We start from the raw sequence: 11603 nt of genomic DNA, 5'->3' as shown, positions 1-11603 counted from the left end.
GTGGGCTCTACTACGCTGATTTCATCAGCTTTTACAGCCCTACTCAACTTTGCGGAGGTGGGACGACAAAATCGAATTCTAACGAATTACCGATTTCTGTCCCACTCTCAGTAATTATTCTATTAGTCCTTTATAGACTGCAAAAGCGTCATTAGGGCTTGGGCAGAACGACGTCCTGCTTCTACGATAAATTCATCAAAGGAAACAGATGCTTCGTGATTAGCATTGTCACTCATGGCACGAACGACTAAGAAAGGAAGGTTCAAAGCCTGAGCTGCTTGAGCAATAGCTGCCCCTTCCATCTCTACAGCAAGAACTTGAGGGAAGTGCTCTTTTATCGCTTTGATTTTATCTTCTCCAGCAACAAAACTGTCTCCTGTCGCAATTAAACCTAAATGCCAAGTTTGGTCCAGTTTAGACAAACTCTCTTGAATCAAACTGATAAACTTTTTGTCTGATTCAAAATAGAGAGGCTGTTGAGCCATTTGACCGTAATCATAGCCAAAGGCAGTCACATCAACATCGTGATAGGCAAGCTTGTCTGCAATCACTACATCGCCTACTGCAATCCCATTTGCCACTGCACCAGCAGATCCAGTATTAATCACTGCATCCACCTGAAAGTGATCCGCTAAGATAGCGACACTCATTGCAGACATGACTTTTCCGATTCCACTCTCTACAAGTACAAGCTCGGCAGACCCAATCTTACCAGTATAATAGCTATTTCCCAGAACCTTTTCTTCGCTGGCATCGTCCAAGTGTTGAATCAAGTAAACTAGCTCTTCTGGCATAGCTGCTATAATTCCAATTTTCATGATAGACCCCTTAAATAAATCTCATTGCTAGAATTAACAAAATCAAAAGAAAAATGACTGCAAAAAGAATCTTGTTTAATTTAGAATTAAAGACATTTCTCTTAGTATTTTCAATCCGACGACTTTTGTGAATAGAAGGTTCAACTTCGATGGTCAGTGTATCCTGGCTAAAACCATGATCTTTGGTTCGCGAATAGCCAAAATTTTGAGAAGAAGTCGGTAAAATCTTAGTTTCCTCATCATCTAGCAAGGGAGGACCTGAGATGTCCTCTCCTCGATTGGCACGTTCAATCATTTCATCTGTTAATAAAGGTTTACCCATGGGTTCCTCCACTATTTTTTTGTAATTCCCAGTACTGGATAGCCATGATGGTCTTGGCATCACAAATATCTCCTGACTGAATCAGTGCTTTAGCTTGGTCTAGACTGACTTCAAGCAACTCCAAAGTCTCATCTTCATCCTGAGGACGAGGATTTTCAACTTTTCTCAAATCGCTTGCCAAGTAAAGTTTTAAGCGCTCGTTACAAAATCCAATCGCTGAGTAAAAATCATAGAGAAGGCTTAATTTGCCAGTATAGGCTGCCTCTTCCTCTAATTCACGAAGGGCTGCTGCTTCTGGATCTGCATTCTCCCCGATTTCAAGTTTACCTGCAGGAATTTCATAAGAAACTTTTTCAATCGCCTTGCGATATTGTTTAACAAGGACAATCTTATTTTCTGGAGTGACTGCAAGGACACAAACTGCTCCATTGTGGAAAATCAAATCACGTTGCGCTCTACCTTTGCCAGAAGGGAGTTCAACCTGGTCTTGAACCAATTGGAAGATCGGTCCTTTATAGATTTCTTTACGACTTATAGTCTTTTCTTCGAATTCCATCGTTAGCTCCTATTTATTATTAGGATGATGAGGGAGACGAGTTGCATATTCGTCCTTATTAATTTGGCGACCTCGTCCAATAGCAATGGCATCAGCTGGAACATCCTTAGTAATGGTTGAACCTGCTCCAACAAGAGAATTATCTCCAAGTTCTACTGGAGCAATGATGGTTGAATTTGAACCAACGAAAACATTGTTACCAATGGTTGTTTTAAACTTGTGTTGACCATCGTAATTTACAGTGATGGTTCCTGCACCAAAGTTGACATCACTACCAACTTCACAGTTACCAATATAAGTCAAATGACCAGCTTTTGTATTTTCACCGATGCTTGAACCTTTGACTTCAACAAAGTTCCCGATATGTACATCTTTCGCAAGGCTTGATCCTGGACGAATATGGGCATATGGTCCAACTGTAACGCCATCTGCAACCGTGCTTTCTTCAATCATGGAGTTTGTAATCACTGTCCCTGAACCGATAGTGCTATCAAGGATATAAGTTCCATTGGTCAAAACAGTTCCTGCACCAATCTTACTAGAACCTTTGAGGGTTACATTTGCTTCAATTTGAACCTCTGGAGCAATCTCAACATCGATGTCAATGTAAGTAGCTTCAGGATTCACAAAACTTACACCATTAACCATATGCGTTTGGTTAATACGGCGACGCATGATGCCTTCAGCTGTCGCAAGGGCAACACGGTCATTAACTCCGAGACTTTCATCAAAGTCTTTCAGAGTATAGGCTCCAACTTTTTCGCCTGCTTCACGGAAAATGCCGATGACATCAGTAATGTAGTATTCGCCTTGGGCATTGTTGGTGTTGATATTCTTCAAAGCTTCAAAGAGGCGGGCATTATCAAAGACATAGGTTCCTGTATTGATTTCCTTAATTTGTTTTTCAAAATCAGTCGCATCCTTCTGCTCCACGATACGAAGCACTTCAGCATTCTCGTTACGAACAATACGCCCATAACCAAATGGATCTTCAGCTTCCGCAGTTAGGATTGTAGCTACGTTCTTGTGATTAACGTGGAAATCAATCAAATTCTTTAGACTTTCACCAGTAATGAGTGGTGTATCACCAGCAATAACCAATGTTTGTCCGGAAAGTCCTTCAAGAATTGGCTCAGCCATCATAACCGCATGACCAGTTCCTAATTGCTCAGACTGTCTTACAAAATCAGTTTGACCAGCTAAAACTTGTTCAACTAGCTCTGCCTTATGACCAACAACCGTTACTGTTTTTTCAGGCTTGATGGCCCCTACATTACGAAAAACATGCTCCAGCATAGAAATTCCTGCAACCTTGTGCATGACTTTTGGTAGATCTGATTTCATACGAGTACCTTTACCCGCTGCTAAAATAACTGCATAATTTGCCATATTTTTCTCTTTTCTATAGAAATTCCTTTTAATTATATCATATTTTTGCTCTTTCAAACACAAAAGAAGGCAAGTGCTATAAAACATCGCATTCTCTACATGATTTCGAGTATTTTTTTTTGATTTTTTTCACCATTTACGATACACTATAAAAGTATGAGAAAGAAAATAAACCCTGTTTTTATTTTTACTGTATTAGCGACTATCGTGGGTATTTTAATCATTAACAGACCCAAGTTTGAAGACCATCCAGTCAGAACAAAGCAAAATCCAGTTCAAGTAGAAACTCAAGCTTTACATAATATCAACAAGCCGATTATTGATGTTTCTGGCTGGCAAAGACCATCTGAGATCAATTATGACACCTTAACTCAAAATATTTCAGGTGCGATTGTTCGGGTTCATAGTGGAGCTCAAGTTTCTGTTGAAAACGATGCTTCATTCAAAAATGGAGTCGACAAGGCTTATAAAGAGCATATCACTGAATTCCAAAAACGAAATATTCCTGTTGCTGTTTACGCCTATGTAGCTGGAAAAAATGTTGAAGAAATGGAAAAGGCTGCTGAAGCCTTCTATAACGCCGCTTCTCCTTACAACCCTAGTTACTATTGGCTTGATGTTGAAGAAAAGACTATGTCTGACATGAATCAGGGCGTTGAGGCCTTTCGTGCTAAATTAGCTTCACTGGGTGCAAAAAATATCGGTATCTATGTTGGTGTTTACTTTATGGAGGAACATAGTATCAGCGTTGATAATTACTCAGCAATCTGGATACCTTCCTATGGAACTAACTCAGGTTACTATGAGAATGCTCCAAAAACAGATCTTAGCTATGACCTTCACCAATACACTTCACATGGAAATCTTGGTGGATTTGAACATCACCTCGATTTGAACCTTATTTCTTCATCAAAGAACAAGGAAGAAACCTTTAGAAAATTGTTTTTAAATCCTTAATCACTATCACAATAAGCAAGTCAGACATTGCTTTCTGCTTGCTTTTCTTTATTTTTCAGTATTAAATCACTATTTTATCTATATAGAATATAAATCTCGGAGGCCCTCTATGTTATCATGGCTATCAAAAATTATTAAGGGAATTGTAATCGCCCTAGGTTTCATTCTACCAGGGATTTCTGGTGGCGTTCTTGCTGCTATCTTGGGAATTTATGAGAGAATGATTCGATTTCTTGCCCATCCTTTTAAGAATTTAAAAGAAGATGTGCTCTTTTTCCTTCCTGTCGGCATTGGAATGCTTCTAGGTATCGGACTTTTCTCCTATCCAATCGAGTATCTTTTAGAGAATTATCAAGTGTATGTATTGTGGAGTTTTGCTGGAGCTATCATTGGTACCATCCCAAGTCTTGTCAAAGAATCAACTCGTGACTCTGATAGAGATAAGGTTGATCACATATGGTTTTGGGCAACCTTCATCATCTCAGGTATCGCCCTCTATGCCTTGAATTTTGTAGTTGGTTCTCTATCTGCAAGCTTCCTTAACTTTACACTGGCTGGTTGTTTGTTGGCGCTTGGTATTTTGGTTCCAGGGCTTAGTCCTTCCAATCTTCTCTTGATTCTTGGCCTTTATGTCCCTATGTTAACAGGGTTCAAGACTTTTGATTTGTTTGGAACCTTCTTACCAATTGGAATTGGGCTTCTTATCACTCTGATTATTTTCTCTAAATTCATGGACTATGCTCTTCGCCTTTATCACTCACGTGTGTATCATTTTATCATTGGAATCGTATTATCAAGTACACTCTTGATCCTTATTCCAAACGCTGGAAATGCTGAAAGTATTAGTTACAGTGGTTTGTCACTAGTTTCATATGTACTGATTGCTTTCTTCTTTGCCCTAGGGATTTGGTTGGGAATCTGGATGAGTCAATTGGAGGATAAGTATAAATAATGGCAAAAAAAGTAAAAGTCAAGAAAACCTTGGTTCAACAAATTTTAACCAAGGAAGGAATAAACCATACAGGTATTCAAATTAATGCCTTGGAAGGTGAAATGCCTCAAGGTTATGAAAAGAGTCAGATTTTTAAGACTCTAGCACTTCTGGGAGATAAAACTGGACCAATTATTGGAATCGTACCTATCACTGAACATCTTTCTGAAAAGAAACTGGCTAAGATTTCTGGTAATAAGAAAGTCAGCATGATTCCACAAAAAGACCTAGAAAAAACAACAGGCTACATCCACGGTGCCAATAATCCAGTTGGAATCCGTCAAAAACATAACTATCCTATCTTTATCGACCAAACTGCTCTTCAACTGAATGAAATGATTGTTTCCGCAGGGGAGGTTGGTCATAGTATCATTATCAATCCTCAAGATCTAGCATCCTTTGTTAAAGCTGAATTTGCAGATATCTTGGAGGCAAGTAACTAATGAAATTCTATTTTATTCGTCACGGTAAAACACTTTGGAATCTGGAGGGACGTTTTCAAGGAGCGAGTGGTGACTCTCCACTCTTAGATGAATCCATTGAGACCTTAAAAAAACTAGGTCAGTATCTTCAGGAAACTTCATTTGATGTGATTTATTCTAGTGATCTTCCTCGGGCTAAAACTTCCGCTCAAATTGTCCAAAGTCAACTGAAAAACAGCTGTCCATTAGAAGAGATACCCTCACTAAGAGAATGGCAACTTGGAAAACTTGAAGGTGCAAAATTTGCAACCTTGGAAGCCATCTATCCCGAGCAATTAAATGCTTTTCGTACCAATCTAGCAAAATTCGATTCGACTATGTTTGGTGCAGAGTCTGTCTATCAAACAACTAAACGAACCATTCAATTTATCAAATCATTAGAGTCTAAACCTTTTGAACATGTCATGATTGTCGGTCACGGAGCCAATCTCACAGCAAGTATACAAACTCTGCTAGGTTATGATCTTCCTCTACTTAGAAAAGATGGTGGTCTAGCAAATGCTAGTGTTACCGTTCTTGAAACATCCGACTTTGAAAACTTCAATCTAATAGTCTGGAATGACACTTCTTATCAAACTTAGAACTGAACTTAACAATCACTGTTAAGTTCTTTTTATATTTTGTAGAATATCCGTGAATTTATTTGACATTTATGTTAAAATGGGAGTATCGTAATATAGACTCATCCTATCAAGTATTGAGTAAAAACTAGGAGGAAACCATGTCAACAGAACATATGGAAGAACTAAATGACCAGCAAATCGTTCGCCGTGAAAAAATGGCTGCGCTCCGCGAACAAGGAATTGATCCATTCGGTAAACGCTTTGAACGCACTGCAAATTCACAAGAACTAAAAGATAAATATGCTGATCTCGATAAAGAAAAACTACACGAATTAAACGAAACTGCTACTATTGCTGGACGTTTGGTGACTAAACGAGGTAAAGGAAAAGTAGGCTTTGCCCACCTTCAAGACCGCGAAGGTCAAATCCAAATCTACGTTCGTAAGGATGCTGTCGGTGAAGAAAACTACGAAATTTTTAAAAAGGCTGACTTAGGAGACTTCCTTGGTGTCGAAGGTGAAGTTATGCGTACGGATATGGGAGAACTCTCTATCAAGGCTACACACATCACTCACTTGTCTAAAGCTCTTCGTCCACTTCCTGAAAAATTCCACGGTCTAACTGACGTTGAAACGATTTACCGTAAACGTTATCTTGACTTGATTTCTAACCGCGAAAGCTTCGAACGTTTTGTTACTCGTTCAAAAATCATCTCTGAAATCCGTCGTTACCTAGACCAAAAAGGATTCCTTGAAGTTGAAACACCAGTTCTTCACAACGAAGCTGGTGGTGCCGCTGCTCGCCCATTCATCACTCATCACAATGCTCAAAACATTGACATGGTGCTTCGTATCGCGACTGAGCTTCACTTGAAACGCCTTATCGTTGGTGGTATGGAGCGTGTTTATGAGATTGGCCGTATCTTCCGTAACGAAGGAATGGATGCTACACATAACCCTGAGTTTACTTCTATCGAAGTTTACCAAGCTTATGCAGACTTCCACGATATCATGGACTTGACTGAAGGCATTATACAACACGTAGCTAAAGCTGTTAAAGGTGACGGTCCAGTTATCTATCAAGGAACTGAAATCAAGATCAACGAACCATTTAAACGTGTACACATGGTTGATGCAATCAAGGAAATTACAGATGTTGATTTCTGGAAAGATATGACTTTCGAAGAAGCCAAAGCTATCGCGGCTGAGAAGAAAGTCCCAGTTGAAAAACACTACACCGAAGTTGGTCACATCATAAATGCCTTCTTTGAAGAATTTGTCGAAGAAACTTTGATTCAGCCTACCTTTGTTTATGGTCACCCAGTAGCTGTATCTCCACTTGCTAAGAAGAATCCTGAAGACGAGCGCTTTACTGACCGTTTCGAGCTCTTCATCATGACTAAAGAATATGGAAATGCCTTCACAGAATTGAACGATCCAATCGATCAGCTTAGCCGATTTGAAGCCCAAGCAAAAGCCAAAGAGCTTGGTGACGACGAAGCAACAGGCATTGATTACGACTACATCGAAGCCCTTGAATATGGTATGCCACCAACAGGTGGTTTGGGAATCGGTATCGACCGTCTCTGCATGCTACTCACAGATACTACTACTATCCGTGATGTACTTCTTTTCCCAACTATGAAATAAAATACAAATCTCCTAGTCACATTCTAGGAGATTTTTTAGTATTCACAAAAAGACAAGATCACTGTTGAGCTTGTCTTTAAATTTTCTTATTAGAATAAACCAAGGACAGTTCCATCACTTTCAACATCCATGTTAAGAGCTGCTGGGCGTTTTGGAAGCCCAGGCATGGTCATGACGTCACCAGTAAGGGCAACGATAAAGCCTGCACCCAGTTTTGGTACCAATTCACGAATGGTAATTTCAAAGTTTTCAGGTGCACCAAGAGCATTTGGATTATCTGAGAAACTGTATTGAGTTTTGGCCATACAGATTGGCAATTTGTCCCAACCATTTTGAACGATTTGTGCGATTTGAGTTTGAGCTTTCTTCTCGAAGTTTACTTTTCTTCCACGATAGATTTCAGTGACAATCTTTTCAATCTTTTCTTGTACTGAAAGGTCATTGTCATACAAACGTTTGTAGTTAGCTGGGTTTTCGTCGATTGTTTTGACGAGAGTTTCAGCCAGAGCCACTCCACCTTCTGCACCATTTGCCCAAACACTTGCTAATTCGACTGGAACATCGATTGAAGCACAAAGTTCTTTCAAGGCTGCGATTTCTGCTTCTGTATCAGATACAAATTCGTTAATTGCAACAACTGCTGGAATACCGAACTTACGGATATTCTCAACGTGACGTTTCAAGTTTGCAAATCCTGCACGAACAGCTTCTATATCCTCTTCTGTCAAAGCATCCTTAGCAACCCCACCATTCATCTTAAGAGCACGGAGGGTTGCAACAATGACTACTGCATCAGGAGATGTTGGCAAGTTTGGAGTCTTGATATCCAGGAATTTCTCAGCACCAAGGTCCGCACCAAAACCAGCCTCAGTTACTGTGTAATCAGCCAAGTGAAGTGCTGTTGTCGTTGCCAATACAGAGTTACAACCATGGGCAATATTGGCAAATGGGCCACCATGTACAAAGGCAGGTGTACCATAAATTGTTTGAACCAAGTTTGGTTTGATAGCATCTTTCAAAATCAGTGCCAAGGCGCCTTCAACCTGTAAATCACCAACTGAAACTGGAGTACGGTCATAACGGTATCCGATGACGATATTAGCCAAACGGCGTTTCAAATCTTCGATGTCAGTTGCTAAGCAAAGTATGGCCATGATCTCTGAAGCAACAGTGATATCAAATCCGTCTTCGCGAGGAATACCATTAAGAGGTCCACCGAGTCCAACAGTTACGTGACGAAGAGCACGGTCGTTTAAGTCAACAACACGTTTCCAGAGAATACGACGTTGGTCAATTCCTAGCTCATTTCCTTGGTGCAAGTGGTTGTCAATCAAGGCAGAAAGAGCATTATTGGCAGTTGTGATAGCGTGCATATCTCCAGTAAAGTGAAGGTTGATATCTTCCATTGGTAACACTTGGGCATAACCACCACCAGCTGCACCTCCTTTAATCCCCATGACAGGACCAAGAGATGGTTCACGAATAGCAATCATGGTTTTCTTACCAATCTTATTCAAAGCATCAGCAAGTCCGATGGTAATAGTTGACTTTCCTTCACCAGCAGGTGTTGGGTTGATAGCTGTAACCAGGATCAATTTACCAACTGGATTGCTTTCAACTTCACGAATCTTATCAAAGCTAAGCTTAGCCTTATATTTTCCGTATAATTCTAAATCATCGTAAGAGATGCCTAGTTTCTCTACAACATCAACGATTGGTTTTAACTCGATACTCTGTGCAATTTCAATATCTGTTTTCATAACAAACTCCTCTACCTCAAATGTGTTAATTCATTATAACACAAAACAAGATTTTTAACAGACATAAAGCTTGATAACGTTCGTAAATATAGCGTCCTCAAAGGATTTATCGGCTACTATTTAAATTTTTATATGCCTTTATAGGTTTTAACTATAGTTTAAAGTTAGGATTTCACATAATATTTTATCGCTTTCATTTTACTTACTGCTCATTTTTTTGTACAATAGTTCTATGAAAATTTTAGTTACATCTGGTGGTACAAGCGAAGCCATTGATCGAGTTCGCTCCATTACCAATCACTCTACTGGTAGACTTGGTAAAGTAATAACTGAGACTTTACTAAAGGCTGGGCATCACGTTTGTCTGATTACTACGAGACAAGCATTAAAGCCAGAACTACACCCGAATTTGACTATGATTGAAATCCAAAACACTTCCGATTTACTCCAAGAGATGAAACGGATTGTCCCTGATTATCAAGTCTTGATCCATTCAATGGCTGTTTCTGACTACAGCCCAGTTTACATGACTGGTCTCGATGAAGTTCAAGCAAGCCAAGATTTAAGTGAATTTTTGCATAAGAAAAATACGGAAACAAAGATCTCCTCTAAGGATGAGGTGCAAGTCCTATTTCTCAAGAAAAATCCTAAAATTATTTCTCTTGTCAAAGAATGGAATCCAAGTATCCATCTCATCGGCTTTAAACTGCTTGTCGATGTTACCAAGGAGCATCTGATTCAAATCGCTAGAGAAAGTCTTGAAAAGAATCAAGCTGACTTGATTGTCGCTAATGACCTCACTCAGATTAATGAAAATCAGCACCTGGCTTATCTAGTAGAAGAAAAAGATTATCAGCTTGCTACTAGCAAGCAAGAAATTGCTGACTTGTTAACCAAGAGAATTCAAGGATTTGATCATTAGAAAGGAATAATATGGCTCGTATTACACTCGCTGTTACAGGCTCTATTGCTTCTTACAAGGCTGCTGATTTGGTTAGTAACTTGAAGAAACAGGGGCATTCTGTTACGGTACTTATGACCCAGGCTGCGACTGCCTTTATCCAACCTTTAACCCTTCAAGTCCTATCTCAAAATACGGTACATCTGGATGTTATGCAGGAACCTTATCCTGACAAAGTCAATCATATCGAGTTAGGCAAAGAAACAGATTTGTTTATCCTTGCCCCTGCTACCGCTAATACGATTGCAAAAGTAGCATATGGTTTTGCCGACAATATGGTAACCTCTACTGCTCTTGCCTTGCCCCACTATGTTCCAAAGCTAGTGGCACCTGCTATGAATACCAAAATGTATGACCATCCAGCAACTCAAACAAACTTAGAAACTTTAGAAACTTATGGTTATACAATTATTGCTCCAAAAGAGTCCCTACTGGCCTGTGGCGATGTAGGACGTGGTGCTCTTGCTGATCTTGATACTATTTTACAACAGATAAAGGAAAAACTTCATGAACAAACGCTCTAATATTGCTCCTATTGCTATCTTTTTTGCCAGCATGATTGTCATTCATTTGCTGAGCTCTATTGTCTTTAATGTCTTGCCACTTCCAATTAAACCAACCATTGTCCATATCCCAGTCATCATTGCTAGTATCATCTACGGACCACGGATTGGGGCTATCTTAGGTTTCTTGATGGGAATGATTAGCTTGACAGTCAATACGATTACGATTCTCCCAACTAGCTACCTCTTCTCTCCTTTTGTGCCGAATGGTAATTTAGCTTCACTTGCTATTGCTATTATTCCTCGTATCTTAATTGGTTTAACACCATACTTTGTCTATAAACACCTCAGAAACAAGGCGGGGCTTATATTTGCGGGAGCGCTCGGTTCCCTTACTAATACTGTATTTGTACTAGGCGGTATCTTCTTCCTCTTTGGAAATGTTTTTGACGGAAATATCCAAAAACTATTAGCTACTGTTATCTCAACAAACTCTATTGCAGAACTGATTATCTCAGCAATACTTACCCTAGTTATTGTTCCGAGACTTGAAAAAATCAAAAAATAAGAGGTCGGGAAAATCCCGACCTCGATTTTTATTTGCGCTGAAACTCTGCTCCAGCATTTAGTGAATCTTAAAGAGTCAAAAAAT

The 11603-nt window shown here is 39.5% G+C and carries 13 protein-coding genes; 8 read left to right on the top strand and 5 right to left on the bottom strand.

Annotated elements, in window-relative coordinates:
• Window positions 1-122 precede the first annotated feature (122 nt).
• Genes ADM33_RS10300 through glmU form a run of 4 tightly spaced genes read right to left on the bottom strand, consistent with a single transcriptional unit; the run spans window position 123 to window position 3085 of the window.
• Window positions 123-818, bottom strand: a complete 696-nt coding sequence (locus ADM33_RS10300; protein ID WP_049505036.1) for a 5'-methylthioadenosine/adenosylhomocysteine nucleosidase — start codon at window positions 816-818, stop codon at window positions 123-125.
• A 10-nt stretch (window positions 819-828) separates the two neighbouring features.
• Entirely contained in the window at window positions 829-1140 is a 312-nt protein-coding gene (gene macP, locus ADM33_RS10295) for a cell wall synthase accessory phosphoprotein MacP (RefSeq protein WP_000517859.1), read from the bottom strand.
• A complete protein-coding gene (locus ADM33_RS10290) occupies window positions 1133-1696 on the bottom strand; it encodes an NUDIX hydrolase (protein ID WP_049505034.1) in 564 nt (187 codons plus the stop codon). Before ADM33_RS10290 ends, macP begins: the two co-directional genes overlap by 8 nt.
• Window positions 1697-1705: 9 nt before the next feature.
• Window positions 1706-3085 carry a bifunctional UDP-N-acetylglucosamine diphosphorylase/glucosamine-1-phosphate N-acetyltransferase GlmU gene (glmU, locus tag ADM33_RS10285; RefSeq protein WP_049505031.1) on the bottom strand — a complete coding sequence of 460 codons (1380 nt, stop codon included), beginning with the start codon at window positions 3083-3085 and terminating at the stop codon, window positions 1706-1708.
• Between the two features lie 156 nt (window positions 3086-3241).
• On the opposite strand from glmU, the gene ADM33_RS10280 reads away from it, so the two are divergent.
• The 5 genes from ADM33_RS10280 to lysS all read left to right on the top strand — a co-directional run bounded on the left by ADM33_RS10280 (window position 3242) and on the right by lysS (window position 7727).
• Complete coding sequence (locus ADM33_RS10280) at window positions 3242-4042, top strand: glycoside hydrolase family 25 protein (protein ID WP_049505030.1); 801 nt, start codon at window positions 3242-3244, stop codon at window positions 4040-4042.
• 109 nt (window positions 4043-4151) lie between these two features.
• Complete coding sequence (locus ADM33_RS10275; protein ID WP_049505028.1) at window positions 4152-4994, top strand: DUF368 domain-containing protein; 843 nt, start codon at window positions 4152-4154, stop codon at window positions 4992-4994.
• Window positions 4994-5476: an aminoacyl-tRNA deacylase gene (locus ADM33_RS10270; RefSeq protein WP_049505025.1), complete on the top strand. Its 483-nt coding sequence runs from the start codon at window positions 4994-4996 to the stop codon at window positions 5474-5476. The genes ADM33_RS10275 and ADM33_RS10270 overlap by 1 nt, the downstream gene beginning before the upstream one ends.
• On the top strand, window positions 5476-6096 hold the full coding sequence (locus ADM33_RS10265; protein ID WP_049505023.1) for a histidine phosphatase family protein: 621 nt from the start codon (window positions 5476-5478) through the stop codon (window positions 6094-6096). The genes ADM33_RS10270 and ADM33_RS10265 overlap by 1 nt, the downstream gene beginning before the upstream one ends.
• 140 nt (window positions 6097-6236) lie before the next feature.
• Window positions 6237-7727 (top strand): lysine--tRNA ligase, encoded by a 1491-nt coding sequence (gene lysS / locus ADM33_RS10260; protein ID WP_049505021.1) that lies wholly within the window; start codon window positions 6237-6239, stop codon window positions 7725-7727.
• 89 nt (window positions 7728-7816) lie between these two features.
• On the opposite strand, the gene ADM33_RS10255 is transcribed toward lysS, so the two are convergent.
• Window positions 7817-9487, bottom strand: a complete 1671-nt coding sequence (locus ADM33_RS10255) for a formate--tetrahydrofolate ligase (protein ID WP_049505019.1) — start codon at window positions 9485-9487, stop codon at window positions 7817-7819.
• A gap of 232 nt (window positions 9488-9719) precedes the next feature.
• On the opposite strand from ADM33_RS10255, the gene ADM33_RS10250 reads away from it, so the two are divergent.
• From ADM33_RS10250 to ADM33_RS10240, 3 genes are read left to right on the top strand one after another with little or no spacing between them, the layout of a single operon-like run.
• Entirely contained in the window at window positions 9720-10409 is a 690-nt protein-coding gene (locus ADM33_RS10250; RefSeq protein ID WP_049505017.1) for a phosphopantothenate--cysteine ligase, read from the top strand.
• Window positions 10410-10420: 11 nt separating this feature from the next.
• Entirely contained in the window at window positions 10421-10972 is a 552-nt protein-coding gene (coaC, locus tag ADM33_RS10245) for a phosphopantothenoylcysteine decarboxylase (RefSeq protein ID WP_049505016.1), read from the top strand.
• Window positions 10956-11519, top strand: a complete 564-nt coding sequence (locus ADM33_RS10240) for an ECF transporter S component (protein ID WP_049505013.1) — start codon at window positions 10956-10958, stop codon at window positions 11517-11519. Before coaC ends, ADM33_RS10240 begins: the two co-directional genes overlap by 17 nt.
• Window positions 11520-11603 lie beyond the last annotated feature (84 nt).

The sequence above is a fragment of the Streptococcus oralis genome (genome assembly GCF_001075875.1).
GTDB lineage: Bacteria > Bacillota > Bacilli > Lactobacillales > Streptococcaceae > Streptococcus > Streptococcus oralis_I.
This window is presented reverse-complemented; position numbering and strand designations above follow the sequence as displayed.

What these genes read in the sequence shown, in the direction of transcription:
- ADM33_RS10300 (WP_049505036.1), bottom strand. Translation starts at nt 818, where the DNA reads ATGAAAATTGGAATTATAGCAGCTATGCCAGAAGAGCTAGTTTACTTG.
- macP (WP_000517859.1), bottom strand. Translation starts at nt 1,140, where the DNA reads ATGGGTAAACCTTTATTAACAGATGAAATGATTGAACGTGCCAATCGA.
- ADM33_RS10290 (WP_049505034.1), bottom strand. Translation starts at nt 1,696, where the DNA reads ATGGAATTCGAAGAAAAGACTATAAGTCGTAAAGAAATCTATAAAGGA.
- glmU (WP_049505031.1), bottom strand. Translation starts at nt 3,085, where the DNA reads ATGGCAAATTATGCAGTTATTTTAGCAGCGGGTAAAGGTACTCGTATG.
- ADM33_RS10280 (WP_049505030.1), top strand. Translation starts at nt 3,242, where the DNA reads ATGAGAAAGAAAATAAACCCTGTTTTTATTTTTACTGTATTAGCGACT.
- ADM33_RS10275 (WP_049505028.1), top strand. Translation starts at nt 4,152, where the DNA reads ATGTTATCATGGCTATCAAAAATTATTAAGGGAATTGTAATCGCCCTA.
- ADM33_RS10270 (WP_049505025.1), top strand. Translation starts at nt 4,994, where the DNA reads ATGGCAAAAAAAGTAAAAGTCAAGAAAACCTTGGTTCAACAAATTTTA.
- ADM33_RS10265 (WP_049505023.1), top strand. Translation starts at nt 5,476, where the DNA reads ATGAAATTCTATTTTATTCGTCACGGTAAAACACTTTGGAATCTGGAG.
- lysS (WP_049505021.1), top strand. Translation starts at nt 6,237, where the DNA reads ATGTCAACAGAACATATGGAAGAACTAAATGACCAGCAAATCGTTCGC.
- ADM33_RS10255 (WP_049505019.1), bottom strand. Translation starts at nt 9,487, where the DNA reads ATGAAAACAGATATTGAAATTGCACAGAGTATCGAGTTAAAACCAATC.
- ADM33_RS10250 (WP_049505017.1), top strand. Translation starts at nt 9,720, where the DNA reads ATGAAAATTTTAGTTACATCTGGTGGTACAAGCGAAGCCATTGATCGA.
- coaC (WP_049505016.1), top strand. Translation starts at nt 10,421, where the DNA reads ATGGCTCGTATTACACTCGCTGTTACAGGCTCTATTGCTTCTTACAAG.
- ADM33_RS10240 (WP_049505013.1), top strand. Translation starts at nt 10,956, where the DNA reads ATGAACAAACGCTCTAATATTGCTCCTATTGCTATCTTTTTTGCCAGC.